28 protein-coding genes are annotated in these 25822 nt (G+C 67.6%); 9 read left to right on the plus strand and 19 right to left on the minus strand.

The window, feature by feature from the left end; genetic code table 11:
- Positions 1-27: 27 nt before the first annotated feature.
- The 6 genes from AvAM_RS11510 to radA form a co-directional block, all read right to left on the minus strand.
- On the minus strand, positions 28-1281 hold the full coding sequence (locus AvAM_RS11510; protein ID WP_137747188.1) for an O-antigen ligase: 1254 nt from the start codon (positions 1279-1281) through the stop codon (positions 28-30).
- A complete protein-coding gene (locus tag AvAM_RS11515) occupies positions 1281-2096 on the minus strand; it encodes a glycosyltransferase family 2 protein (protein WP_137747189.1) in 816 nt (271 codons plus the stop codon). Before AvAM_RS11515 ends, AvAM_RS11510 begins: the two co-directional genes overlap by 1 nt.
- Positions 2097-2111: 15 nt before the next feature.
- A complete protein-coding gene (locus AvAM_RS11520) occupies positions 2112-2318 on the minus strand; it encodes a zinc-finger domain-containing protein (RefSeq protein ID WP_124514066.1) in 207 nt (68 codons plus the stop codon).
- A 5-nt stretch (positions 2319-2323) separates the two neighbouring features.
- Positions 2324-3262 (minus strand): branched-chain amino acid transaminase, encoded by a 939-nt coding sequence (locus AvAM_RS11525; RefSeq protein ID WP_137747190.1) that lies wholly within the window; start codon positions 3260-3262, stop codon positions 2324-2326.
- 115 nt (positions 3263-3377) lie between these two features.
- A complete protein-coding gene (locus tag AvAM_RS11530) occupies positions 3378-3797 on the minus strand; it encodes a glycerate kinase (RefSeq protein ID WP_137747191.1) in 420 nt (139 codons plus the stop codon).
- Positions 3798-3855: 58 nt separating this feature from the next.
- Positions 3856-5235 carry a DNA repair protein RadA gene (gene radA, locus AvAM_RS11535; protein ID WP_137747192.1) on the minus strand — a complete coding sequence of 460 codons (1380 nt, stop codon included), beginning with the start codon at positions 5233-5235 and terminating at the stop codon, positions 3856-3858.
- Between the two features lie 163 nt (positions 5236-5398).
- On the opposite strand from radA, the gene AvAM_RS11540 reads away from it, so the two are divergent.
- From AvAM_RS11540 to AvAM_RS11550, 3 genes are all read left to right on the plus strand, one after another.
- Positions 5399-6229 (plus strand): aldolase/citrate lyase family protein, encoded by an 831-nt coding sequence (locus AvAM_RS11540; RefSeq protein WP_137747193.1) that lies wholly within the window; start codon positions 5399-5401, stop codon positions 6227-6229.
- Positions 6230-6275: 46 nt separating this feature from the next.
- On the plus strand, positions 6276-7253 hold the full coding sequence (locus AvAM_RS11545) for a 2-dehydropantoate 2-reductase (RefSeq protein ID WP_137747194.1): 978 nt from the start codon (positions 6276-6278) through the stop codon (positions 7251-7253).
- 75 nt (positions 7254-7328) lie between these two features.
- Entirely contained in the window at positions 7329-7952 is a 624-nt protein-coding gene (locus AvAM_RS11550; RefSeq protein ID WP_137747195.1) for a glutathione S-transferase family protein, read from the plus strand.
- Positions 7953-8027: 75 nt separating this feature from the next.
- Here AvAM_RS11550 and AvAM_RS11555 read toward each other — a convergent pair whose 3' ends face one another.
- The gene (locus tag AvAM_RS11555; protein ID WP_137747196.1) at positions 8028-9608 is read right to left on the minus strand and encodes an ABC transporter substrate-binding protein; all 1581 of its coding nucleotides are present in this window, start codon (positions 9606-9608) and stop codon (positions 8028-8030) included.
- An 88-nt stretch (positions 9609-9696) separates the two neighbouring features.
- On the minus strand, positions 9697-10305 hold the full coding sequence (locus AvAM_RS11560) for a LysE/ArgO family amino acid transporter (protein WP_137747197.1): 609 nt from the start codon (positions 10303-10305) through the stop codon (positions 9697-9699).
- A 77-nt stretch (positions 10306-10382) separates the two neighbouring features.
- Between AvAM_RS11560 and AvAM_RS11565 the strand changes: the two genes are divergently transcribed.
- Positions 10383-11270, plus strand: a complete 888-nt coding sequence (locus tag AvAM_RS11565; RefSeq protein WP_137747198.1) for a LysR family transcriptional regulator ArgP — start codon at positions 10383-10385, stop codon at positions 11268-11270.
- 33 nt (positions 11271-11303) lie between these two features.
- Here AvAM_RS11565 and AvAM_RS11570 read toward each other — a convergent pair whose 3' ends face one another.
- Positions 11304-12113, minus strand: coding sequence for a siderophore-interacting protein (locus AvAM_RS11570; protein ID WP_137747199.1), 810 nt, complete (start codon positions 12111-12113; stop codon positions 11304-11306).
- Between the two features lie 71 nt (positions 12114-12184).
- Here AvAM_RS11570 and AvAM_RS11575 point away from each other — a divergent pair, with 71 nt between their 5' ends.
- Entirely contained in the window at positions 12185-12676 is a 492-nt protein-coding gene (locus AvAM_RS11575) for a MarR family winged helix-turn-helix transcriptional regulator (protein WP_137747200.1), read from the plus strand.
- 93 nt (positions 12677-12769) lie between these two features.
- Here the strand turns inward: AvAM_RS11575 and AvAM_RS11580 are convergent, their stop codons facing one another.
- Together AvAM_RS11580 and alr are read right to left on the minus strand one after the other, a co-directional pair.
- A complete protein-coding gene (locus tag AvAM_RS11580; protein ID WP_137747201.1) occupies positions 12770-13636 on the minus strand; it encodes a hypothetical protein in 867 nt (288 codons plus the stop codon).
- A gap of 134 nt (positions 13637-13770) precedes the next feature.
- The gene (gene alr / locus AvAM_RS11585) at positions 13771-14886 is read right to left on the minus strand and encodes an alanine racemase (protein WP_137747202.1); all 1116 of its coding nucleotides are present in this window, start codon (positions 14884-14886) and stop codon (positions 13771-13773) included.
- A 157-nt stretch (positions 14887-15043) separates the two neighbouring features.
- Between alr and lplT the strand changes: the two genes are divergently transcribed.
- The 3 genes from lplT (at position 15044) to AvAM_RS11600 (ending at position 17998) form a co-directional block, all read left to right on the plus strand.
- Positions 15044-16348, plus strand: coding sequence for a lysophospholipid transporter LplT (lplT, locus tag AvAM_RS11590; protein WP_137747203.1), 1305 nt, complete (start codon positions 15044-15046; stop codon positions 16346-16348).
- Between the two features lie 183 nt (positions 16349-16531).
- Positions 16532-17431, plus strand: coding sequence for a DMT family transporter (locus AvAM_RS11595; RefSeq protein ID WP_137747204.1), 900 nt, complete (start codon positions 16532-16534; stop codon positions 17429-17431).
- A gap of 75 nt (positions 17432-17506) precedes the next feature.
- Entirely contained in the window at positions 17507-17998 is a 492-nt protein-coding gene (locus AvAM_RS11600) for a glutathione peroxidase (protein WP_137747205.1), read from the plus strand.
- Here the strand turns inward: AvAM_RS11600 and AvAM_RS11605 are convergent.
- Entirely contained in the window at positions 17984-18481 is a 498-nt protein-coding gene (locus AvAM_RS11605; protein WP_137747206.1) for a GNAT family N-acetyltransferase, read from the minus strand. The genes AvAM_RS11600 and AvAM_RS11605 overlap by 15 nt on opposite strands.
- Positions 18478-19650, minus strand: coding sequence for an acyltransferase family protein (locus AvAM_RS11610; RefSeq protein ID WP_137747207.1), 1173 nt, complete (start codon positions 19648-19650; stop codon positions 18478-18480). The genes AvAM_RS11605 and AvAM_RS11610 overlap by 4 nt, the downstream gene beginning before the upstream one ends.
- A 169-nt stretch (positions 19651-19819) precedes the next feature.
- On the opposite strand from AvAM_RS11610, the gene AvAM_RS11615 reads away from it, so the two are divergent.
- Positions 19820-20773: a LytTR family DNA-binding domain-containing protein gene (locus AvAM_RS11615; protein ID WP_137747208.1), complete on the plus strand. Its 954-nt coding sequence runs from the start codon at positions 19820-19822 to the stop codon at positions 20771-20773.
- A 118-nt stretch (positions 20774-20891) separates the two neighbouring features.
- Here the strand turns inward: AvAM_RS11615 and AvAM_RS11620 are convergent, their stop codons facing one another.
- The 6 genes from AvAM_RS11620 to glcF all read right to left on the minus strand — a co-directional run bounded on the left by AvAM_RS11620 (position 20892) and on the right by glcF (position 25795).
- A complete protein-coding gene (locus AvAM_RS11620) occupies positions 20892-21626 on the minus strand; it encodes a YafY family protein (protein WP_137747209.1) in 735 nt (244 codons plus the stop codon).
- Positions 21627-21691: 65 nt separating this feature from the next.
- Complete coding sequence (locus AvAM_RS11625; RefSeq protein ID WP_137747210.1) at positions 21692-22189, minus strand: GyrI-like domain-containing protein; 498 nt, start codon at positions 22187-22189, stop codon at positions 21692-21694.
- Positions 22190-22375: 186 nt separating this feature from the next.
- The gene (locus AvAM_RS11630; protein ID WP_137747211.1) at positions 22376-22663 is read right to left on the minus strand and encodes a DUF2798 domain-containing protein; all 288 of its coding nucleotides are present in this window, start codon (positions 22661-22663) and stop codon (positions 22376-22378) included.
- Between the two features lie 188 nt (positions 22664-22851).
- Positions 22852-23760, minus strand: a complete 909-nt coding sequence (locus AvAM_RS11635) for a ProQ/FINO family protein (RefSeq protein WP_171012202.1) — start codon at positions 23758-23760, stop codon at positions 22852-22854.
- A gap of 93 nt (positions 23761-23853) precedes the next feature.
- Positions 23854-24468: an excalibur calcium-binding domain-containing protein gene (locus tag AvAM_RS11640; protein WP_137747213.1), complete on the minus strand. Its 615-nt coding sequence runs from the start codon at positions 24466-24468 to the stop codon at positions 23854-23856.
- A gap of 73 nt (positions 24469-24541) precedes the next feature.
- Positions 24542-25795: a glycolate oxidase subunit GlcF gene (gene glcF, locus AvAM_RS11645; protein ID WP_137747214.1), complete on the minus strand. Its 1254-nt coding sequence runs from the start codon at positions 25793-25795 to the stop codon at positions 24542-24544.
- Positions 25796-25822 lie beyond the last annotated feature (27 nt).

Genomic DNA, 25822 nt, shown 5'->3' on the forward strand with positions numbered 1-25822 from the left:
AGGGACTCAGGGGGGTGTTTCTTCATTTCACAGAGGACGGGGGCAGCCCAGGCGCGCGCGCCGCTGGTGCAGCGCAGCCAGCACCAGCGGGCACATGAACAGATAGAACATGTTGCCGCTGTTGTGGGCCAAAAACACCTGCGTGAGGCCAAAACCGATGTACGACAGCGGCAGCAGCACGCCCACCAGGCACAGCGACAGCGATTCGCGGTCCATCTTGCCCTCTGCATCGCGGATGCGCTGCGCGGTGGGCCAGAACATGGCCAGCGGAATGCCATAAAAGGCCATGAGCAGCAGCACGCCGGGCAAGCCACGCTTGGCGAACAAGTCCAGGATTTCGTTGTGTGCATGACCGAATTCGAGCACCACGGGGTGGGCCAGTCCGGCCGCCACGCGCCGGGCCTTTTCTTCGGCGTACCCCGCCCGGCCCCAGCCGGTGAGGGGGCGGTCCCAGCCCATCTGCCAGGCCAGGCCCCAGTGCGCCAGGCGCTGGCCCACCGAGCTGCGGCCATCGCCATGCTGCTGGTAGGTTTGCACTTCCTGGCGGGCTTCGTCCACCCGCAGCTCCACCGCTGGCACCTGCGACAGCGCTGCCGCCGCGACCAACAAGGCGCACAGGCCCCAGTACACCCGGCGTTGGCCGGTGGTGCGCACCAGCAGCCAGGCACACACCGGCAGCAGCAGTACCAGGGCGAGCCAGCCGCCGCGCGACTGCGACAACACCGACCCGGCCACTCCCAGCACGATGGCGCTGGCCAGCAGCAGGCGCTGCCACAGCACCCAGCGCCGCCACTGCGCCACCAGCAGCAGGCCACTCATCACCGCCAGCAGCATGCTCAGGTTGCCGTACTGGATGGCGTTGGTGAAACCGCTGGCGCGCGGCAGGCCCATGACATAGGTCTGGTAGAGCCCCACCAGCCCGCTGCCCACGGCCCCGACAGCAATCCCCATCCACAGCCAGGCGGCACGGGGCTGGAAGGTCATCAGATAAAAGATGCAAGGCAGGGCCAGCAGGTACTTGACCGGGCGGTCCATGCTGCCCCAGCCCCAGGCGGTGCCCACATCCAGCAGCCACAGCGCGGCCATGCAGGAAAACGCGGCCGTCAGCCACCAGGCGGTGCGGGGCGCGGGGCGGCGCCACCACACCGGGGCGCTGGCCAGCGCGGCCAGCAGCAGCAGGGCTGCGCCATACGAATACCCCGAGGGCACACACAGCGCCAAACCCGGAACCATGAAGGCACCGATGCTTGCGCAGCGCCCCCACCAGCGTTGTGCACTCATCAACGGATCACCTTGTCGGTCAGGCTGTCACGGTCATAGTGCAGGGCGGCATACCGGAAGAAGCCCTCCAGCGCCACAAACAGGCAATACAGAAACCCGGCCCCGCCACACAAAAACCCCAGGCGGAACACATACAAGCGCAGGAACATGGAGAACCCCGAGGCCAGCCCGCGCAGCACGCCGCCCAGCTGGCCCTTCTCAGCACGTTTGGCGGCGCCCAGCATCACGTACTGCGTGAGCTTTTCCAGGCTGCCCCGCACCGTGGTGCGGGAGTAATGCAGCAGCCGCGCCCGGATCAAACGGCGCGGCACCGCCCCGCCGCCGGGCAGGGGCTGCAGTTCGGCCTGCTCGTGCACAACGCCAGTGAATTCCTTCACCAGCGCGCGCACGAACAGGCGCTCGATCTGCGACTGCGAGCGGAAATACTTGAGTTCGTGCCCATAGGCCACCATGCGCCAGCGGATGCTCCACACGGCCTGCTCGCCCGAACGCACGATGGCCTGCAGCTCCTGCGCGAACGCAGGCGTCATCACCTCGTCGGCGTCCAGAAAAAACACATAGTCGCCGCGTGACTGCGCGAGCAGGCGGTTGCGCTGCACGGCAAAACCCTGCCAGTCGGGATGGCTGTGGACTTCGGCACCTAGGCCCTGGGCAAGGGCCACGGTGTTGTCCGTGCTGCCGCTGTCCACCACCAGGAGCTGGTCAGCGAACGCAGCGCTCTTCAGGCAGGCCTCGATGCGGTGCGCCTCGTTGTGGGTCAGCACCGCCACGGTCAACGTGGGCGGCGCCGATGCGCCGCCAGTTGCAACTGGCATCAACCAATCAATCGGTCAATGGCCGGCGTGGACATGCTCGCCCGCTTTCAGGCGATAGACGGTGCCGCAATAGGGGCACTTGGCCTCGCCGGTGCGGGCCACGTCCAGGTACACCTTGGGGTGGCTGTTCCACAGCTTCATGTCGGCCTTGGGGCTCGGGCAGAAGACACCGCCTTGTGCATTCAGGTCTTTGGCCAGGAGTTCTACGGAAGCTTGCGACATGTTCATCAGACCTTGGTGAGCCAGTGGGCGTATTGGGGATTGCGGCCGCCGACGATGTCGAAGAAGGCGCTCTGGATTTTTTCGGTGATAGGGCCGCGCGATCCGCTGCCCAGTTCGATGCGGTCAAGTTCGCGGATGGGCGTGACTTCGGCGGCCGTACCGGTGAAGAAGGCCTCGTCGGCGATGTAGACCTCGTCGCGCGTGATGCGCTTTTGCACGATCTCCAGGCCCAGGTCCTTGGCGATGTGGAACACGGTGTTGCGGGTGATGCCATTCAGGGCGCCGGCCGACAGGTCGGGCGTGTAGATCACGCCGTTCTTGATCACAAAAATGTTCTCGCCAGCGCCTTCGCTCACGAAACCGCTGCTATCGAGCAGCAGGGCTTCGTCGTAGCCGTCGTCCAGCGCTTCCATGTTGGCCAGGATGGAGTTGGTGTAGTTGCTCACCGCCTTGGCCTGCGTCATGGTGATGTTGACGTGGTGGCGGGTGTAGCTGCTGGTCTTGACGCGGATGCCGCGCTTGAGGCCTTCTTCGCCCAGGTAGGCGCCCCAGGCCCAGGCAGCGACCATCAGGTGAATCTGGTTGCCCTTGGGCGAGACACCCAGCTTTTGCGAGCCGATCCAGGTCAATGGGCGCAGATAGCAGGATTCGAGCTTGTTTTCGCGCACCACGGCCTTTTGGGCCTCGTTCACTTCTTCCTTGGTGAACGGGATCTTCATGCGCAGGATCTTGGCGCTGTTGAACAGGCGGTCGGTGTGCTCTTCGAGGCGGAAGATCGCCGTGCCGTTGGGGGTGTTATAGGCGCGAACGCCTTCGAAGGCGCCGCAGCCGTAGTGCAGGGTGTGGGTCAGCACATGGATCTTGGCGTCGCGCCAATCGACCATCTGGCCGTCCATCCAGATCTTGCCGTCACGGTCGGCCATCGAGGGAACTACGGGGCTCATGGGAATCCTTTGGTTGCTGTGGGTCGCAAAACCGGGATTTTACGGGCCCCCAGCCCGCCGGGAACCGCCACCCGAGGGTGCAGTGCAGCAAACCCGCAGGTTCAGGGGTGGGGTGTCACCCCGCCGGAGGCGGGGCATCGGCATCTGCCTCAGGCCGCTCCAGCGTCCACTTCACCAGCTTGCCCTGGCGAAACTCACAGGTCACGTGCGAACGGGTGCCGTCGGTCCAGCGGTAGATTTCCGGGTCCGCGCCTTCGGCAGACCGCAGCTCGCCCAGCGCCTGCGTCATGGCCACCACGTGCATCAGGTTCACCCCCTCGGCCAGCCGTGCATTGAGCATCACGGCGCTGCCTACGTAGCCGATGGGGCGCTTGGCGGCCTTCTTCATCACATTGACCAGCCGCGTGAAGTGCAGCAGCGCCCACATGACCAGCCCGCCCACAACCGCCGCCACGCCTGCCCAGCCATAGGCCGAGAAACCAAAACCGATCAGGGCCACCGCCCCCAGGGGCACCAGGATGTTGCGCAAATTCATGGGCCCGATTGTCATACGGCGGCGCACCGGCGGCGCTGTGGGCATTGCGTAGAGAGGGTTACAAGCCGCGGACCACGTCCATGGCCTCCTCCACACGCTCCACAGCGTGGATGGTCAGGCCCTCGATGGGCTTTTTGGGCGCGTTGGCCTTGGGCACCACGGCCACGCTGAAGCCCAGCTTGGCAGCCTCCTTCAATCGCTCCTGCCCCCGGGGCGCAGGCCGCACCTCGCCCGCCAGGCCTACCTCACCAAACGCCAGGAAGCCCCGGGGCAGCGCCTTGCCGCGCAGGCTGGAGGTGATGGACAACATCACCGCCAAGTCGGCCGCAGGCTCGCTAATGCGCACGCCGCCCACGGCGTTCACAAACACGTCCTGGTCCATGCAGGCCACGCCCGCGTGGCGGTGCAGCACGGCCAGCAGCATGGCCAGGCGGTCCTTGTCCAGGCCCACGCTCAGGCGCCGGGGGCTGGGGCCAGCGCTGTCCACCAGCGCCTGGATCTCGACCAGCATGGGACGCGTGCCTTCCAGCGTGACCATCACGCAGCTGCCGGGCACGGGCTCGGAATGTTGAGAAAGGAAGATGGCACTCGGGTTGCTCACGCCCTTGAGGCCCTTCTCGGTCATGGCGAACACGCCAATTTCGTTGACGGCGCCAAAGCGGTTCTTGATGGCGCGCACCAGCCGGAACTGGCTGTGGGTGTCGCCTTCAAAGTACAGCACCGTGTCCACCATGTGCTCCAGCACGCGAGGACCGGCCAGCGCGCCCTCTTTGGTCACATGGCCCACCAGAATCACGGCGATGCCCGTGCCCTTGGCCATGCGCGTGAGGTGCGCCGCACATTCGCGCACCTGGGCGACCGAGCCCGGCGCGCTGGTGAGCTGGTCGGAATACGTGGTCTGGATGGAGTCGATGACCACCACGGCGGGCTGCGTGGCGTCCACCGTCGCCAATATCTTTTCGAGCTGGATCTCGGCCAGCAGCTGCACCTGACTGCCCTCGATGCCCAGGCGCCGCGAACGCAGCGCCACCTGCGCGCCACTTTCCTCGCCTGTCACGTACAGCGTAGGCAGGCCCGCGCGCTGCAGCGCATCCATCGCCTGCAGCAGCAGGGTCGATTTGCCAATGCCCGGGTCGCCGCCAATCAGTACCACACCCCCTTCCACAATGCCGCCGCCCAGCACGCGGTCCAGCTCGTCGATGCCGCTCGCGGTGCGCGCCACGTCCTGGGCCTCAATGGCGGCCAGCGGCATCACGGGCTGCGCGTGGGCCAGGCCGGCGTAGCCTTGCGGCGCGCTCAGGCGGTTCTTGCCCGGACCGGCCTCTGCCACCTGCTCGATCAGCGTGTTCCAGGCACCGCAGGCCGGGCATTTGCCCAGCCAGCGCGGGCTGGTGCCGCCGCATTCGGTGCAAGTGAAGATGGTTTTGTCTTTGGCCATGGGAAGGGGATGGTCGGTGGGCACAGGCGCGGGTGGCCGACTATAGCGGCGCAGGCCCAGGAGTCGGCGCCCACCCTACCAAGCACCTATAGACCCCAGGCGCCGCGCCCCTACGATGGCGGGCTCGCCACTCTGTCCGTCGGCATCGGCAAGAATGCACGCCATGCACACACCCACCAACTCCTTCAAGCAGGCCCTGGCCCAGGGCGAAGCACAAATCGGCCTGTGGCTGGGCCTGGCCAATGCCTACACCGCAGAAATCCTTGCAGGCACCGGCTACGACTGGCTGCTGGTCGATGGCGAACATGCGCCCAACGACCTGCGCTCCATCCTGCACCAGCTGCAGGCCATCGCCAGCGCCAGCAGCGCGCTGCCACCCGGCGCACGCGCACCCCACGCCGTCGCACGGGTGCCGGTGGGCGACACCGCCCTCATCAAGCAGTATTTGGACATCGGCGCACAAACCCTGCTAGTGCCCATGGTCGATACGCCCGAGCAAGCGCAGCAACTCGTGCGCGCCACGCGCTACGCGCCCGAGGGCGTGCGCGGCATGGGCAGCGCCCTGGCGCGCTCGTCGCGCTGGCAGGCTTACCCCCGCTATGTGCACGAGGCCAACCAGCAGGTCTGCCTGCTGGTGCAGGCCGAGACGGTGGAAGCCATGGCCAACCTCGATGCAATTGCCGCGACGCCCGGCGTGGACGGTGTGTTCATCGGCCCTGCCGACCTGTCGGCATCGATGGGCCACCCGGGCAACCCCGGGCACCCCGATGTGCAGGCCGCCATCCACGACGGCATAGCGCGCATCCTGCGCGCGGGCAAGGCACCGGGCATCCTGGCCACCAACGAGGCCCAGGCGCGCCAGTGGCTGGCAGCCGGTGCGCTGTTTGTGGCCGTGGGGGTGGACACCATGCTGCTGACCAGCGCTGCACAGGCTCTGCTGGCGCGGTTTCGTACTGGCTCAGAAGCCGCCGCGCCACGGCCCGCAGGCTACTGACCCTTCTCTTCCCGACAACACACATAACAAGCAAGGATCGACAAGCATGAAAGCATGTATCTACGGCGCGGGCGCCATCGGCGGCTGGCTGGGCGTGGCCCTGGCACAGGCAGGCCACCCTGTGAGCCTGGTCGCGCGCGGCGCCACGCTGGCGGCGTTGCAGGCCGATGGCTTGCGCCTGCGCCGCCCCGACGGCACGGTGGCCCAGGTGGCGGTGACGGCAGCGGCCGACCCGGCAGCCCTCGGCGTGCAGGACCTGGTGGTGGTGGCCGTCAAGGCGCCCGGCCTGCCCGATGTGGCGCGCGCCATGGGCCCGCTGATCGGGCCCGACACCATCGTGCTCACCGCCATGAACGGCGTGCCCTGGTGGTTTCTGGATGGTTTTGGCGGCGCCGCGCAGGGCCGTGCGCTCGCGTCGGTGGACGCAGGCGGCGTGATCGCCAGCGCCCTCCCCACGCGCCATGTGGTGGGCAGCGTGGTGCACACCAGCTGCTCGCTGGAGGCGCCGGGTTTCGTCAAGCAGCATTTTGGCAACCGCCTCATCGTCGGCGAACCCGGCGGCCAGCGCAGTGCGCGCCTGCAGGCCCTGGCCGACACCTTGCAGCGCGGTGGCATCGACGTCGAGGTGAGCGACTGCATCCAGAAGGACATCTGGTTCAAGCTCTGGGGCAACCTCACCATGAACCCGATCAGCGCCCTGACCGGCGCCACCACCGACCGCATCCTGGACGATGACCTGGTGCGCGGTTTTGTCTCGCACGTCATGCTCGAAGCCAAGGCCATCGGCGATCAGCTGGGCCTGCCGATCGACCAGCAGCCCGAAGACCGCCACGCCGTCACGCGCAAGCTGGGCGCGTTCAAGACCTCGATGCTGCAGGACGTGGAAGCAGGCAAGCCCATGGAGATCGACGCCCTGGTGGGCGCCGTGCGCGAGCTGGGCCAGATCACGGCTGTGCCCACTCCCCACACCGATGCGCTGCTGGGCCTGGTGCGGCTGATGGCGCGCACGCGGGGCCTGTACTGAAGAATTCAAGCCAAAAAGGCCGTTTGCGCGCGGCCCCATTGCCTTATAAGCTACATATTTAATAGCAAACTATCCATGACCACACTCACGCTGTACTACACCCCCGGCACCTGTGCGCAGGCCGTGCGCATCGCTTTGGAAGAAGCGGGCGCCGCCTACAACCTGGAGCGCGTGGACTTTGCCGCAGGCCAGCAGCGCACACCCAAATACCTGGCCGTCAACCCCAAGGGCCGCGTACCCGCACTGGCCACGCCGCAGGGCACGCTGACCGAAACCCCCGCGCTGCTGGCCTTTGTGGCGCAGAGTTTTCCCGCAGCCCGCCTGGCCCCCGCCGACGCGCACGGTTTTGCGCGCCTGCAGGAGTTCCACAGCTACCTCGCGTCCACCGTGCACATCGCCCACGCCCACCGCCCCCGCGCCAGCCGCTGGGCCGATGAGCCCGAGGCCCAAGCGGCCATGCAGCGCAAGGTGCCGCAAAACATGACGGAGTGTTTCAACCTCATCGAAAGCCACTACCTGCCGAACGCGGACCAGGGCCCGTGGGTGATGGGCGAGCAATACACGGTGGCCGACGGCTACCTGTTCACCATCGGCACCTGGCTGCACAGCGATGGTGTGGACATTGCCCAGTTCCCCAAGGTGTTTGCGCACACGCAGCGCATGCTGCAGCGCCCGGCCGTGCAGCGCGCACTGGCCTGATACGCCACCTGCGGACGCAAAAAAGCCCCGGTGCTTCTGACGCGAAGCACCGGGGCTTTTTGCTGGCAACCGGGATCAATTCACCTTCAAATACCGCCAATCAATCCGGTTGTCCGCGCGGTGAATGATCTCCACCTTCTTGGTACCCGCCCACGGGATCACCTGGTTGTACAGCGGGATGTGCGACACCAGCTCATGCTCCTTGATCAGCGCCTGCTCGATCAGGCCGTTGCGCGTTGCAGTGTCCGTTTCCTTCTTCACACGTTCGATCAGCGCGTCCATCTGCGGGTCAGAGAAGCGGCCCAGGTTGAAGTTGCCGTCCCCGCCCGCACCGGGCGAGCGCACCAGCGACTGCAGGCTGTAGAACGCGTCGAACGTGGGCACGCCCCAGCCCAGCAGGTAGATGCTGGCCTCGTTGCGCTGGATCATCGGGAAGTAGGTGGCAAACGGCAGCGAGCGCAGCTTGGGCTTCACCCCGATCTTGGCCCAGTGCGAGGTGATGGCCTGGCACAGTTGCTCGTCGTTGATGTAGCGGCCCGCGCTGCAGGCAAAGTCCACCTCAAACCCGTTGGGGTAGCCCGCATCGGCCAGCAGCTTCTGCGCGGCCTTGGGGTCGTAGGGGTAGCGCACATCGGCCTTCTTGGTCCAACCGTTGACCTGGTTGGCGATCAGCGTGCCCGTGGGCTGGGCCAGGCCGCGCAGCACCACGCGCTGGATGGACTGGATGTCGATGGCCTGGTACAGCGCCTTGCGTACGCGCAGGTCCTTGAGCGGGTTCTTGCCCTTCACGTCCGAGCCGGACAGCTCGTCGCGGAACTGGTCCAGGCCCAGGAAGATGGTGCGGTACTCCGGCCCTTCCAGCACCTGCAGGTTGGGCGTCTGCTTGATGCGCGCCAGGTCTTGCAGGCTGGGGTCGATCACAAAGTCCACCTCACCCGACAGCAGTGCCGCCGTGCGCGTGGCATCGGCCTTGATGGGGGTGTAAATGATCTCGGTCAGGTTGGTGGGGTACTTGCCCTTGCCCCACCAGTGGGGGTTGGGCTCCAGCACCACGCGCTGGTCGGGCGTCCACTGCTTGAGCTGGTAGGGGCCGGTTCCCAGCGCGTTGCGGTGGGCAAAGTTCTCGTCCTTGGTCTTGATGTCCTTGGGCTCGACCGACTTGTTCTTTTCGGCCCAGACCTTACTCATGATGCGCAGCTCGGTCAGCTGGTTCACCAGCACCGGATTGGGCAGGTCGGAGTGGATGTCGATGGTGTAGGCATCGACCTTTTCCACGCGGTCAATGCCCTGCGTGTAGACGGCGAAGTTGGAGCTTTTGGCCTTGGCGCGCTCCAGCGAGAACTTGGCGTCGTCGGCCGTGAACTCGCTGCCGTCGCTGAACTTCACACCCTTGCGCAGCGTCAGGCGCAGCTGCGTGGGCTTGATCAGCTTCCACTCGGTGGCGAGCGACGGCTCGGGTTTGAAGGTTTTGCTGTTGTATTCCACCAGCGTGTCGTACACCGCGCCGTGCATGGTGTTGTTCACGCCCACGTTCTGGGTGTGGATGTCCCAGGTGGAGATGTCCACCGAGCGGGACCAGCGGAAGGTCTTGGCCTGAGAAGCCAGGGGCAGTGCCGCAACAACGGCGGCGGCCAGGAGAAGGTGTTTGAAGCGCATGGGCGGGAGGGTAGGCAAAAACGCCAAAAAATGCTGAATGGCCGCACTATCCCCCAAGCAGCGCTGCATGGGAACGAACTTATTGTTCTTAGCTTAGAGCCATCATCCCCGCCAGCACCAGCATGGTGGTCGCCGTCACCCCGTCCAGCACGCGCCACGCCGCCGGGGTGGCAAACAGCGGCGCCAGCCAGCGGGCGCCCAGGCCGATCAGCAAGAACCACAGCGCGCTGGCCAGCGAGCCGCCCGCCGCAAACAGCGCGCGGCCCCAGGCCGGGTAGGGCGTGGCCATGGTGCCCAGCAGCACCACGGTGTCCAGGTACACATGCGGGTTCAGCCAGGTGAGGGCCACCACCGTGGCCAGCGTGGTGCGCAGGCTGGTGCCCGGGCCACTGGTAGCGACCAGCAACTGGCCAGGGCGCAAGGCGCGCGCGGCGGTCTGCGCGGCGTAGACCAGCAAAAACAAGGCGCCCGCCCAGCGCATGAACTGCGCCCATTCAGGCCGGGCCAGCAGCACGCCACCCATGCCCCACACGCCCACCTGCAGCAGCACCGCGTCCGACAGCGCACACACCAGCACCACGGGCATCACATGCTCGCGCCGCAGGCCCTGGCGCAGCACAAACGCGTTTTGTGCGCCAATGGCCATGATGAGCATGGCGGTGGAAGTGAAACCGTGGACGAAGGCAGTGGAGACCATGGGCACGGATTCTGGTCAAGTCAAGGCGTTGATGCCAGCTATACTTTTTAACGATCCGTCAGAATGGCTAACCCCACATGCAACTTGACTCCGCCCAGCTCAACGCCTTTGCCACGGTGATCGACGAGGGCAGCTTTGAGCGCGCGGCGGCCGTGCTGCATGTCACGCGCTCGGCGGTGTCGCAGCGCATCAAGCTGCTGGAAGAGCGCGTGGGCCAGGTGCTGGTGCGCCGCGCCACGCCCTGCACGCCCACCGAGGCCGGGCAGGCGCTGTACCGCCATGCGCGCGAGGTGGCGCTGAGCGAGGCCGACGCCCTGGCCACCATTGGCGGCGGGCAGCACAGCAGCACGCGGCTGGCGATTGGGGTGAACGCCGACTCGCTGGCTACCTGGTTCCCCCACGCCATGGCGCAGGCGGCCGAGGGGCAGGCCATCACCTTCGACATCCATGTGGAAGACCAGGACCACTCGGCCAACCTGCTGCGCGAAGGCCGCGTGATGGGCGCCGTGACGGCCGACCCGCAGCCCGTGCAGGGCTGCCAGGTGCTGCCCCTGGGCACGCTGCGCTACCGCGCGCTGGCCAGTCCGGCCTTCATGCAGCGCCACTTTGCGCAGGGGGTGAACGCCACCACGCTGGCGCAGGCACCCATGCTGGTGTTCAACCGCAAGGATGCGCTGCAGGCGCGTTTTGTAGGCCGCATCACACGCCGCCAACTTGCGCCACCCGTGCACTGGCTGCCCGAGGCGCATGCGTTCGTCAAAGCCACCCGCGCCAGCCTGGGCTGGGGTATGACGCCCGACCCGCTGGTGGAGGACGACCTGAAGAGCGGCGCCCTGGTCGAGCTGATTGCGAACAAGCCTGTGGATGTGCCGCTGTACTGGCAGTGCTGGCGCCTGAACGTGCAGGCGCTGCAGCACATGACGCAGGCGGTGCAGAAGGCAGCGGCGCTGACACTGCTGCATTGAGAGGAAGGTCGAGAGTGACGTAGCAAGCGCCGACTACGCGGCATTCGTCAGGTCTTCGTGGTGGTCCGCCGCCCCGCGCTTCCAGTAGGCGGAGATGCGCATGCGTTTCGGGTCCACGCCCGGCTTGGCCAGCATGGCACGGCGCACAGCGGCCATGTCGCTGTGTTCGCCCGCAGCCCAGACAAAGCCCGCACCGGGCGGCAACGCCAACGCCTCCACAGCAGCAGGCAGCGCGCTCACCCACTGCAGATCCACCTGCGCCGCGCTCGCCAGCGTGCGCTGGTCGGCCGGGTTGCTCAGATGGATACGCACGGTGGCCACTGCGCTGGCGGGCAGCTCGGCCAGGCGGCGGGCGATGGCGGGCAGCGCGGTTTCGTCGCCCAGCAGCCAGTGCCAATCGAAGCCCGTGGGCACAACCATGCTGCCGCGCGGCCCGGCGATGCCCACCCACTGGCCCACGGTGGCGCTGGCGGCCCAGTCGGTGGCGGGGCCGGCGTCGTGCAGGGCCACTTCGATGTCCAGCTCGCCCGCTGCGGCGTCAAAGCGCGCGGGGGTGTAGTCGCGCAGCACGGGGCGCGGGCCGTCGAACACGGGGCGGCCGTCCTGCAGCGTGGGCAAGGTGGGACGGTCTTGCCCGGGCGAGGGAAGGATGAGCTTGAGATGGTCGTCGAACCCGGCGCTCACAAACCCTGCCAGCTCGGGGCCGGCCAGGGTCAGCCGCACAAAGCCGGGGCTGACCTGGGTGCGGCGCACCACCTGGAGGTGGCGGCCCTGCAAAGGGTGGCGAATGCGCTCGATGGTGAGGAAGGGGGCCGTGGCGGCCAGGGGCAGAGGTGCGTTCATGGCGTAAAATGTTGATTTAGTCAATCAAATCATCCGCCATTCAGTTGACTTTGTCAACCGATAGCCACGCCATGCCCTCACGCGCCCGCCCCGATGTGTTTGAAGCCCTGCACGACCTGATGCATGCCTACCGGGCGCGCATGGTGCGCGCCATGACCTCCGTGCACCCGGACCTGACCTTCAACGAGGTGCGCGCGCTGAACTTCATTGGCCGCCACCCCGGCGCCACGCAGAAAGAGCTGGTGCGCCACAGCGGCGCCGACAAGGCCCAGGTGGCGCGCATGCTGGGCCTTCTGCAGGACAAGGGCTGGCTGGAGCGCCAGCCCCACGCCGAAGACCGGCGCAGCCTGTGCCTCACGCTCAGCGCCGAGGGCCAGGCGCTGTACCAGGCGCTGCAGGCCGCGCGGCAGACCCTGTCGGCCCAGGTGCTGGCGGGCTGCGACGACGACACTCAGGCGCAGTTCCTCGCCCTGCTGGCGCGGGTGCGGTCCAACCTGGATGCACTGCCCCCCCTGGAGACTGGCGAGGACTGCAGCCACGGCAAGGGCCGGTCCTCCCGATAGGAGCCCCTCGGAGGCGCTCCCGACGCTTTTCAAGGGTTTTTTGCCCCAAGCGCTAGTGCAATATGCCCTAACAGCTATCAAATAAAGAGCAAATCAGCGCCCTTGGATCACCCGCAACGCCTCGGGCAGCGACTGCACATGGGGCAGGAAGTGGTCGATGGTGGCGCCCAGCAGCACGGCGCAGACCAGCGCGCCCAGCAGCGGCTTCCAGGTCAGCCGCACGGCGGCGCTGAGCCAGCCCTCGCGCTCCACCCCCACGGCGGCGCGGGCCGTGGCCACCGAGAAGGCAATCTCCACCGCCACCGTGAGCAGCACATCCCAGCCAAAGAACAGCATGGCGAGCGAGCCCGCGCCCAGGATCAGCGCCGCGCCAATGAGAAAGATGGCCACCACGGGCACGACCACCACGGCGCCCTCGTCGGCGCTGCCCAGCGCATCGGCCGCGCCCCCGGCAATATCGCCCAGCACGCTGGAGTCGCTGCCGGAGCCCCCGCTGGACAGGCCCTGCGTCCACCCGCCCCCAAAGTCCCCCGATGCGCCACCGCCACCAAAGTCGCCCCCGCCCGTGCGCGGCATGGGCACCTGGCCGCCCCCGGAGGGGCCATTGCCGCTGGGCCAGGAGATGTCGGGCACATCCAGACTGCCATCGCCCGATGGCCCGTCCCGCCGCACCAGCCGCGCCGCCCAGGCGCGTAGCACCAGCAGATAGCCGATGTAGCCCACCGACAGCGTGATCAAGTACCGCAGCGCCAGCGAATCCACGCCCAGCACCATCTGCAGGTGCGAGGTGGCCCACATCAGCAGCAGCGTGCAGCTGCCGATCAGCAACCCGTGCCAGCGCAGGCTGTAGCGCTGTTGCAGAGTGCGCGCCACCGCGCCGTGGTGCGGCATGCGCACCGAGCGCCAGGTGGAACTGCTTTTTTTCTTGGAACCGGAGGGGTTGCTGCGGGGTGTGGCCATGGAAGGAGCGCGCTGCGCGCGGTGGCAAACAGACGGCGCCATTTCACACCAGTTTGCGGCCACCCCGCGCGCGGCCTATGCCCACTGCGTGAACTGTTACGCGAACCGCAGGGTAGAGACAGAGAGAGCGGATGTCAGGCCCCGCCGTCCACCGCCACCGGAACGCGCTGCGCCAGGGCACACATCAGCTCATAGCCCACGGTGCCAGCCGCCTGCGCCACCTCGTCAATGGACAGCACCGTGCCATTGCTGGCCCGCCCCCAGAGCGTAACCTCGCTGCCAAAGCCTGCTTCCACGCCCGCTTGCTGCAAGGGCGTGAGGTCCACGGTCACCATGTCCATGCTCACCCGCCCCACCAGGCGCGTGCGCACGCCGTTCACCAGCACCGGCGTGCCGGTGTCGCAGTGGCGCGGGTAGCCGTCGGCGTAGCCACAGGCGGCGATACCGATGGTGAGCGGGCCGTCAGCCGTGAAGCGCGAGCCATAGCCCACGGTGTCGCCCGCCTGCAGCTGCTGCGTGGCGATGAGGCGGGTGGACAGCGTCATGGTGGGCTGGAGCCCCCAGTGGCTGGCGTTGTGCTCGGGGAAGTCGGGGGCGCTGCCGTACACCACGATGCCAGCGCGCACCCAGTCGGCACGCACGCCCGCGTCCTGCGCGTGGCGCAGCGTCGCGGCACTGTTGCTCAGGCTGCGCTCGCCGGGCAGGTCCTGCGCGGCGGCGTTGAAGGCCGCCATCTGGTGCGCAATGCCGCGCGGGCCGTCGGCGTCGCTGAAGTGGGTCATGAACGAAATCTCGTCCACCTGCGGCAGCGCGTTGAGCCGGGCCCAGGCCGTGCGGTAGCGCTCGGGCGTGAAGCCCAGGCGGTTCATGCCCGAATTCATCTTGAGGAACACCCGGTGCGGCACCTGCGTCTTGTGGGCGGCCAGCATGTCGATCTGCTCGTCGCAGTGCACCGCATGCCACAGGCCCAGGCGCGAGCACAGCTCCAGGTCGCGCGGCTCGAACACGCCTTCGAGCAGCAGGATGGGCCCGCGCCAACCCAGGTGGCGCACGCGCTCGGCCTCGGCCAGGTCCAGCAGCGCAAAACCGTCGGCCCCACGCAGGCCCTCGAACACACGTTCGATGCCGTGCCCATAGGCGTTGGCCTTGACCACCGCCCACACCTTGGCGTCGGGCACCGACTGGCGCACGCGCGCGAGGTTGTTGTGCAAAGCGGCGGTGTGGATGGTGGCGGTGATGGGACGGGGCATGGAAAGGACCAGTGGGGGCGAGGAAATCTACCGGGGAATACCTGCAGGATTCTGGCACTGCAGCCGTTTATCCGCGTGATATAACCGCCTGTCTCCTGCTACGGTTACTCACAATTAACAGTGCATCAGCCCAACTGATGCACCCACCAGCCATTCGATGAAGCGCGGTTTTTACACCATCATGTCGGCGCAGTTTTTCAGCTCGCTGGCCGACAACGCACTTTTCGTGGCCGCCGTGGAACTCCTGCGCTCAGAGGGCGCCCCGGAATGGCAGCGCGCCGCCCTGGTGCCCATGTTTGCGCTGTTCTATGTGGTGCTCGCGCCCTTTGTGGGCGCCTTTGCCGATGCTTTGCCCAAGGGCAAGGTGATGTTCGTGAGCAATGCCATCAAGGTGGTGGGCTGCCTGATGATGCTGTTCGGCTCGCACCCGCTCATCGCCTATGCGGTGGTCGGCCTGGGCGCTGCGGCCTACTCGCCCGCCAAGTACGGCATCCTTACTGAGCTGCTGCCCGCATCGCAGCTGGTCAAGGCCAACGGCTGGATCGAGGGGCTCACCATCGCATCGATCATTCTGGGCGTGCTGTTCGGCGGCCAGCTTGTGGGCCAGCACCTGTCGGGCATGCTGTTGGGTATCGACATTCCGTTCATCGACACCGGCGTGGACACGCCTGCCGAGTCGGCCATTGCCGCACTGATCGCGGTCTATGCAGTGGCCGCCTGGTTCAACACCCGCATCCCGCACACGGGCGTAGAAATGCGCCCAATGCGCGCCGACCCTTCGCGCAGCGTGTTCGCCAACACGCTGAGCCTGCTGCCCGACTTCTGGGCCTGCAACAGCCGCCTGTGGCGCGACAAGCTGGGCCAGATCTCGCTGTCCACCACCACGCTGTTCTGGGGCGCGGGCGGCAACCTCAAGTTCATCGTGCTGGCCTGGGCCGCCGTGGCGCTGGGCTACAACACCACGCAGGCCTCGGCCCTCACGGGCGTGGTGGCCATCGGCACCGCCGTGGGCGCCGTGGTGGCCTCGATGCGCATGCGCCTGGACATGGCCACCAAGGTCATCCCGCTGGGCATTGCCATGGGCCTGCTGCTGATCCTGATGGTGTTCATCAACAACATCTGGGTGGCCATTCCCTTCCTCATCATTCTGGGCGGGCTGGGCGGCTACCTGGTCGTGCCCATGAACGCGCTGCTGCAGCACCGGGGCCACAACCTCATGGGCGCGGGCCGCTCGATCGCCGTGCAGAACTTCAACGAGCAGGCCTGCATCCTGGCGCTGGGCGCGTTCTACAGCCTTTCGCTCAAGTTCGGGCTCTCGGTGTTTGGCGCCATCACGGCCTTCGGGCTGGTGGTGGCGGGCGTGATGTGGCTCATCCGGCGCTGGCACCAGAACAACTGCATCACGCACCGTGAAGAGGTGGAGCATCTGCTGCACATTGCGCGGCACGATACGCATCACTGAGAAGCCCCCCTGAGCGGCTGCGCCGCTTCCCCCGGAGGGGGACGCACCCGGTGGCCTGGCGAAGCCAGCTCCACGGGTGCACTGGCGAGTGCGGCGCGCCAGTTTCTGGCGCCACGCAGATTACTATTATTTTCATAGCTACCAGCGCTTATCTAGCGCGCGGTGGCGGCCATTTTTCTTTCAATGCAATCGCCTTTACCCTTCGCCGCCCTGCTGTTCAACGCCTTCGTCTGGGGGCTGGCGTGGTGGCCGTTTCAGCACATGCACCAGGCAGGGCTGCACCCGCTGTGGGCCACGGCCTGCATGTATGCGGTGGTGTTGCTGGCGCTGCTGGCCTGGCGCCCCGGCATCTTGCAGCAGGTGCGCGCGCATCCACAGCTGTGGCTGCTGGCACTGGCCTCGGGGCTGAACAACGTGGCCTTCAACTGGGCGGTGACCATTGGCGACGTGGTGCGCGTGATCCTGCTGTTCTATCTGATGCCCGCCTGGGCCGTGCTGCTGGCCTGGAAGGTGCTGGGTGAGCGCCCCACGGGCTCGGCGCTGCTGCGCCTGGCGCTGGCTTTCTGCGGCGTGGTGCTGGTGCTGCTGCCAGAGGGCGCGCCCGCATCGCGCCTGCTGCAGAACCTGAGCCTGGCCGACGGGCTGGCGCTGCTGGGCGGCTTCATGTTTGCGCTGACCAACGTCACGCTGCGCCGCCTGCACGCCGTGCCCGGACCCGCGCGCATGTTCGCGATGTTTGGCGGCTGCATGCTCATGGCGCTGGCCGTGGCCACCGTCGGGCGGCAGGTGGGCGTGGTGGATGCCTTCCCGGCCGCCAACGCCACCTGGATCGTCACCGGGCTGCTGCTGGCGGGCGTGCTGCTGCTGGGCAACTGGGCACTGCAGTTTGGCGCGGCGCGGCTGGCGGCGGGCACCACGGCGCTGGTGATGCTGTCGGAGGTGGTGTTCGCCAGCGTGTCATCGGCCCTGCTAGGCGCCTCCACCCTGAGCACCCGCACCGTGCTGGGCGGGGCGCTGATCCTGCTGGCATCGCTGCTGGCCGCGCTGCAGTTTCGCCGGCCAGGCGCTACGGGCCCCCATTGATGGATTGACCCGCACGCGCGCAGGCATGGGCGGCTGGGGCTACGATGGCCCGTCATTCCCACCCGGAGATTCCGCATGCCCACCAGCATCTACGACTTTGAAGCCCAGCAAATGAACGGCCAGGCCGTGCCCCTGTCGCAGTACAAGGACAAAGTGCTGCTCATCGTGAACACCGCCAGCGCCTGCGGTTTCACCCCCCAGTTCGGCGGGCTCGAAGAGCTTCACAAGCAATACGCCGACAAGGGCCTCGTCGTGCTGGGTTTCCCCTGCAACCAGTTCGGCAGCCAGGACCCCGGCAGCAACGACGAGATCGCCAGCTTCTGCCAGCTCAACTACGGCGTGAGCTTTCCGATGATGGCCAAGATCGACGTGAACGGCGCCAACGCCTCGCCCCTGTACCAGTGGCTCACCGCCGAGGCCCCAGGCCTGCTGGGCAGCAAGGCCATCAAGTGGAACTTCACCAAGTTCCTGGTCGGCAAGGACGGCCGCGTGATCCGCCGCTATGCGCCGCAGGATGCGCCGAAGAAGTTGGCGGGGGATATTGAGGCGGCGCTAGCGCAAGGCTGAGGGCGGCAGCCAGCGGCACAACACCCGCTCGCGGCCCGTGCCGGGGTGGTGGTCCACCGCCTCCTCGACCAGGCCGCAGCGCGCATAGAACCGCCGCGCCCGCACATTGGTGGTGGCGACATGCAAGGTCCATCCCCGGGGACACAACTGCTCGCACATCTGTTGCACCAACGCCGCCCCCAGGCCCTGGCCCTGCGCCCCGGGTGCCACAAAGAGTTGGTGCAGATGGCCCTGGGACAGACTCTGCAGGCCCGAGCGTTCTAGCACCATGAAGGCCACCATGGCGCCCCCTTGCTCCACCAACAGGGTGGTGCAAGGCGGGCCGAACTCTGCATCCACCCGCGCCGCCCAATGCGCCAGCGGCGCCACTGTGGGCACGGCCGGGTTGGCGCTGGCCCAGGCGTCGCGCCACAGCGGCGCGATCTGGGGGGTGTCTTGCGGGGTGGCGGAGCGCAGTGTCCAGGAAGCTGGGAAGGGGCTCATGCCCGCATTGTGCGGGCCAGCCCAAACAGCGGCCGCAACCCCCCCACACGCTGCACCCCTGCCGTCATCCCCCCGCACAGCGCCACGGTGCCAACCACCAGCACCACCGGCTCCACCACCGGCCCCAGCCGGGCAGGCGCCAGCCAGACCACCAGCACGATGATGACCGTCTGGTGCAGCACATACCAGGGATACACCGACGCATTCGCCCAGGGCAGCCAGCGCCAGGGCCGGTTGAGGCGGTGGTGGGCCCAGCCCAGGATGGCCAGCAGCGCCGTCCACAGATAGCCGTCGGCCAACACCCGCAGGGGCAGGCGGGCCCATCGCATGCCGTGCTGCTGCGCCAGGGCCAGCAGCGTGAGGTACAGCACCAGCAAGCCCAGCGCCAGGCCCAGCGTGCGCCAGCGCAGGCGCACCAGCTCGGCCCACAGACCCGCATCCAGCCCGATCCAGTAGCCGTAGACAAACACCGTGAAATACACCGCGTGCAGCCACCCGTCGTGGATCAGGTCGTGGGTGGGCGGGGAATGCGGCCACAGCAGCACCGAATACAGCGCCAACGGCAGCACGGGCAGCACCAGCAGTGCCCCGCCACGCAGGCCGGTGAAGGCTGCGCGCAGGCGGCGGCCCGGGGCGGATTCGGCCAGGGGCAGCAGCAGTGCCAGCACCAAGGTGTAGGCCCAGAGGTAGGCCAGGTACCAGAGGTGGTTCCAGGTCATGCCCACCTCCCAGCCGTCGAACGCCCCGGCGGGCCAGTGGCTGCCGGGGTGGTAGCGCAGCAAAAAGGCGCTAAACCCCGGCGCCACCAGGCCGTTGGCCACCCCCTGGGCATAGGCCTGGTAGGGCACAACCACGGCCATGCCAAAGGCCAAGGGCAGCAGCAGGCGCAGGCTGCGCAGGCGAATGAGACCGGGCACCGTCTGCCCCCGCCGCACCAGCCCGAAAGCCAGGCCCGAGACCAGGAACACCAGGTCCATGCGCCAGAGGTTGAGCGCACGCATGGGGGCCTGCAGCCATTCGGCGGCGTGCGGACTTTTGAGGTGCCAGTGCCAGTCGGCCACGTAATACATGGCCACGTGGTAAAGGATGACGAGGGCAAAGGCCAGCACGCGCAGGGCGTCGATGTCGTGGCGGCGGGCGGGGGTGGAAGCGCTGGAAGGCGTGGACATGGCACAACAAAGGCAAGGGGGACACAGGGCCTGATGCTGCGGTTGCGCCCCTGCGCGCCGCCCGCCCGGGGGATGGGCCGGGGCGCCTTTGGGACCAGCGGTGGTTGCCAGGGACGAAACGCAACCGCCCCGGGGCCACTCCGGTCCCGCCCTGCCTACACTTGGCCCCATGACCGCCCCCGTGTCCGCCTGGATCGACCGCTATCCCCACGACCGTGCCCTGCGGCGGCGCGCGGAAATCGGCTTCTGGGCCGCCGTGCTGCTGGTGCAGGCGGCCTTCAACACCCTGGTGAGCTGGATCGACCTGCGCGGCGCTGGCCGAGCCGTGGCGGCGTGGGAGCCGCTGCTGTGGGAGCTGACAAGCGCGCTGGTGGTGGCAGCGCTGATCCCGGCCATGGTGGCTTTTGAGCGGCGCTTTGTGCTGCGCTGGGGCACACTGCGGCGCCATCTGCCCTGGCATGTGCTGGCCAGCGTGGTGTACTGCACCGTGCACCTGGTGGGCATGTGGGCGCTGCGCCATGCGGGCTACGCGGCACTGGGCGAACGCTACCAGCCGCCCGGCTGGTGGGCGCAGTGGGGGTATGAGTACCTGAAGGATGTGCGCAGCTACACGCTCACGGTGTGTGCGCTGGTCAGCTACCGCTTCTTGCTGCTGCGCCTGCAGGGCGAGGCCCGCGTGCTGGATGCACCCGAACCGCCAGCGCCACCTGCGCTCCAGGAGCAGGCCCCGACCCAGGATGCACCCGCGCCAGCCGATCCGCTCGAACCCCCATCACAGCCCCCACAGCCCCAACAGCGCCCCGAGCGCTTCCTGGTGCGCAAGCTGCGCCGCGAGTTCCTGATCGCAGCCACCGACATCGCCTGGCTGCAGGCCGAAGCCAACTACGTGGGCCTGCATGTGAACGGGCACGACTACCTGCTGCGCTCCACGCTCACCGACTTTCTGGCCCAGCTCGACCCCACGCGCTTCGTGCGCGTGCACCGCAGCTACGCCGTCAACCTGGATGCCATCGCCGTGATCGAGCCGCTGGACAGCGGCGACGCGCGCCTGACCATGAAGGACGGCAGCACCGTGCCCTGTAGCCGGCGCTACCGGGACGGGCTAGCGCCCCGCACGGGCTGAGGGCTGAGGGCTGAGGGCTGAGGGCTGAGGGCTGAGGGCTGAGGGCTGAGGGCTGAGGGCTGAGGGCTGAGGGCTGAGGGCCGAGGGCCGAGGGCGGCAAGCCTGTCAGAAACTGTTCTCACGCATTGAGCCCCGGCGTTTGTGCGGCCCCCCACTCGGGCGGGCTGGCGGCCATCTCGGCCTCCACCTTGCGCAGCATGTCGGCCAGGGTCTTGCCGGGCTCCTGGCGGAACTGCTCTTCGAGCACCACCAGGTCCACGATGCGGTCGATGCGAAAGCCCCGGAAGTCATTGCGCAGCTCGCACCAGGCCGACAGCGTCCAGACCTTGCCCCAGTAAAAGCAGCCCAGCGGCCGCAGGCGGCGCAGGCTGGGGCGGCCGTGCACGTCGGCGTAGTCGATATGCACCATATGCCGGCTGTGCACCGCCTCGCGCAGCGCCTGCAGCGTGGCCTGCACGCGCGGGTCCAGCCCCACAGACGGCGCATACAGCGCCTGCGCCTCGGCCGCCACCCGGGCGGCCGGGGGCAGCACCGACAAAATCTTGCCCAGCGCGCCCTCCACCTCGCGCGCCAGCCCGGGGTCGAGCCAGGCCTGGGCCAGCCGCGCGGCAGCCACCAGCGCATTGGCCTCGCCCTGGCTGAACATCAACGGCGGCAGCTCGAAGCCCGCGCCCAGGCGGTAGCCCACACCGGCTTCGCCCTCAATGGGCACGCCCTGGTGCTGGAGGTCCGCCACGTCGCGGTAGATGGTGCGGGGAGAGACTTCAAGCCGCTCGGCCAGGAAAGCGGCCGTGGACAGGCGCCGCCCCCGGATGAGCTGGACGATCTGGAACAGGCGGTCGGCGCGGCGCATGGGCTGGGAATATGAGTGTTTTTAGGCTTCTGCGCCTGTCCATCAAGCGTTAATAGCTATATTATTTATAGCACAACACCCACATGGATGGACACCTTGTCGGGCCCTTCATAGGCCTCGAAGTCGGTGCCAAAGCGGCGCTGCACCTGCGGATTGTCGGCAAAGTAGTGCCAGATGCGCATCCAGGTGTCGATCACCATCTGCGGCATGTCGCCCTCGCCGGTGAACACCAGGTAGTCGCCCGCTTCGATGTCCACGCGGTGCGCGCCCGGCACGGCCTGTGCCAGGTGCGGTTCGGCCACGGCCACACCGGCCGTCACGTCGAAGGCGCCGTGTTCGTTGGACTCGTAGGCGCTGTACACGCCAAAGATGCGGCCGTCGTCGCCCCGGCTGGGCAGCTGGCGCCCCCAACTCTGGCTGAAAAAGCGGTTCCACAGGCCACCCAGGCGCGCGATGGCGGGGTTCATTTCTTCGCTGTTGCGCGTGCGCACGCTGATGCCCGCCACGCTGAACGCGGGGATCTGGACGCTGGTGGGTGCGGGAAAGGTGATGGTGGCGGTCATGGCAGGTCCTCTCTCTGGGTCGTTGGATGGAATCAATGCGCTGGCCCGAGGGCGCAGCGCGAGAGAGGCATGGTGCGTGCCTGCTGCTGACAGCCTGATGTCAGTAGCCTGCGCCCACCCCTGGTGATCCGAGGGTGGGCGCAGTGGCGAGGGCTGGCAGGCACCAGGCACCCGCCCCGCCACAGGTCAGTTCGGCGTCTCGACGATGGCGGCTGTGGCGCGGCGCACCACGGGCAGCACCAGAAGCAGTGTGGGGAAGGCCACGACCCAGGACAGCGCCCAGGCACTCAGCCACAGGCGCAAGAAGTCTAGCGAGAAGCCGGCCACACGCACCGTGCTGATCAGCGACACGATGAAGGTCATGAGCAGTGACAGCAGCAGCGGCATCACCCAGGCCGCCGAGCGTGCGGGCAGCTTGGGCAGCCCGAGAAAGGTCTTGCGGGAAGACGGGGGGAGCGAAGAAGGTTGGTTCATTGCAGTTCCAGAAAGCACACCGGTCAAGCAAGGTGCCACCCCCACCCTGCAGCATCTGCGGGCTGGGGGCCACCACCCCGGCAGGGCCGGCGTTGGTAGGCACGTTGATTGACGTAAACGCTTACGGCAACCCATGAACCGGGTCGCGAGGGAAATTTTAGGCTGAGCCGACCTCGGTCGCTTGAGCCTTAGTCGCTTTGGGCTGCAGACACTGCAGCCACGGGAGCCTGAACCCGCGCGGCTGCCAGGCGGCGTGCACGCTCCAACTGCTGGCCCACGGTGCGCGCCACCAGGCCGTACATGTCGGCAAAGGCCTCCAGCGTCTGGCCGCTGGCTTCAAAAGCACGCAGCAGGGCTTCGTCCTTGGCGTTGCGGGCAGCCCATTCGGCAAAGGCTTCTTCAAGGATGGAGTTGGCCGCCTCGTCGCGGCCCTGCACCAGCTCGGTGTAGGCCTCGCGCGTGAGGCCCGAGGCCTCGAAAGCCGCCATCATGCGGTTGCGCAGCTTGGGCAGCAGGTCTTCGGTGGCACGGGCCTTCTTGCGGCGGTAGACCTCCAGCAGCGCGTGGTGCACATGCTCGGGTGCCATGGTTTCCACTGGCTGGCCTTGCAGATCGTGCCGCTTGTCACCCGCCGCCACGCTTTGCAGATAGCGCGTGGAGCGGGTGTGCAGGCCCAGCGCCACCTTGAGAGCCTCGCGCTCGAACAGTTCGGGGTGGGCGGCCAGGATGTCCTGGAAGATGCCGCGCTTGAGCGGGCGGAACACCGCGCCAAAAAGATGCGGGTAAAGCGCTGCGAGTTGCTCCAGCGCTGGGTGCACGCGCTGGGGCGCGCGCGAGGCTGCGCCGGATGCGGCAGCCTGGAGGGTGCCTTCGGCCGCCCCTTCAGGCGCCTGGCGCCCCTCGGGCTTGCGGCGGTTGCGGCCACCACGGCGGGACCCGCCCTTGCGCTGCGGCTGGGGCGCACCGGCTTCGGCAGCAGGCGCTGCCACGGACTCAGGGGTTGCCACGGCAACGGCAGCCTCGGCCACCACGGGCGCGGCCGGGGCGCTGGCAGGGGCTGCGTGGGGTTGTTCTTGTGCGGACGCGGAGTCGGTCATGGCAATGCGGTTCGGGGGCAAATGGAGGGCAACAAAACCCTCGATCATGCCAGTGTTGGGGTTGCGAGCGCCAAAACGGCCTTGGTGGGCACGCTACTTTGCCAGCGGATGGGTGCACCACTGCTGCTCGCAGGGAACCCCGTCGCCGTTCCCGTCCATCTTGGTGCCGGGGCAGTTCTGCAGGAAGAACTTGGCTTCGGAGCACGATGTCATCTGCGAGCAGTGCTGGCGGCCGTCACAGCGATACGAGGATGTCAACGGTTGCGCCGGGGCAGCGGGGGCGCGCTGCTGCGGCGCCTCCAGAGTCTGCGCCGCCGCTTCGGCCCGGGCCGCAGCAGCCCGCTGCGTGCGCCGATCAAAGTGCCAGTAGGCCGCCGCCAGCAGCGCGCAGGCCACCACAAAGACAACGATGCGTGTGGGCAGCCCCCGGGGTTCAGAGGATTCGCGGCCGATGTCGCGGCGCGCCCGGGGCGGGGCAGCAGTAGACAAGGCGGGGGCGAGCCGGTCACGGCGCACCAGAACCGCCTGCTTCTTCCCGTCCTTGTTCAGCGAGATTTCAAAACTCAGCGCTTCATGCAGTCGCGGCCGCAGGCCGTCGCGCGCAAACGCCGAGATGTGCACGAACACATCCTGGCCTGCCGGGATGGGCGTGATGAAGCCAAAACCCCGGTCGTCGTTCCACTGGGTGAGCGTCCCCTCGAAGCGCATGGCCTCCCCTTTCTAGGCTGGTTGGGGCGCCATGGTAGCGGCTGGTCGCAAGATCAACCCCTGGGCCGCGCGGTCAATGACCCGCCAGCGCCTCGTCCAGCACCTCCACCCAGTGCCGCACCGCCGTCCCCGTGCCGCTTTGCAGATGGGTGATGCAGCCGATGTTGGCCGAGAGGATCACGTCGGGCGGCTGCTCGCCGAAGGCCTCGGCCAGAACGCCGAGCTTGCGGTCGCGCAACTGGTACGAGAGGTCGGGATTGAGCACCGAATAGGTACCCGCCGAGCCGCAGCACAGGTGGGCATCGTTGCGCGCGGTGCGCAGCTGGAAGCCCAGCTGGTTCAGGTGCGCCTCCACACCCCCGCGCAGCTTCTGGCCGTGCTGCAGCGTGCAAGGGGGGTGGTAGGCGTACAAGGTGTCCGGCTGGTTCACGCGGCCCTGCAGCTTGGCGGCCAGCTCGGGCAGCAGGGCGGGCAGCAGCTCCGACAGGTCGCGCGTGAGGGCGCTGATGCGTTCGGCCTTGGCGGCGTACGCTGCGTCGTCCTTCAGGATGTGGCCGTATTCCTTGACGGTGACGCCGCAGCCCGAGGCGTTCATGACGATGGCCTCGACCCCACCTGCTTCGACCAGCGGCCACCAGGCGTCGATGTTGGCGCGCATCTCGGCCATGCCGCCGGCCTGGTCGTTGAGGTGGAACTTGACGGCACCGCAGCAGCCGGCCTTGGATGCGATCACGGTCTGGATGCCCACGGCGTCGAGCACGCGGGCGGTGGCCGTGTTGATGTTGGGCATCATGGCCGGTTGCACGCAGCCCGCCAGCATGAGCACCTTGCGCGCATGTTCACGCGTGGGCCAGGCGCCGGCGTCCTGCAGTGCGGGCACCTTGGCCTTGAGCGCCTCGGGCAGCAAGCCGCGCACCATTTGCCCGGCCTTCATCGCGGGGGCGAACAGTGGCGAGGGCAGGCCTTCCTTCAGCGCCCAGCGCAGGGCTTTTTCGCCCACGGGGCGGGGCACTTTTTCATCGACGATCTTGCGGCCAATATCCACCAGGTGGCCGTATTGCACGCCGCTCGGGCAGGTGCTTTCGCAGTTGCGGCAGGTGAGGCACCGGTCCAGGTGCATCTGGGTCTTGCGCGTGGGCTCGGCGCCTTCGAGCACCTGCTTGATGAGGTAGATGCGGCCGCGCGGGCCGTCCAGCTCGTCGCCCAGCAACTGGTAGGTGGGGCAGGTGGCGGTGCAGAAGCCGCAGTGCACGCACATACGCAGGATGGATTCGGCCTCCAGGCCATCGGCGCGGGCGCGGTATTCAGGAGAGAGCTGGGTTTGCATAGTGCATGCCTGGGCGAAGGAACAGAA

The organism is Acidovorax sp. NB1, assembly GCF_005405905.1.
Classification (GTDB): domain Bacteria; phylum Pseudomonadota; class Gammaproteobacteria; order Burkholderiales; family Burkholderiaceae_C; genus Acidovorax.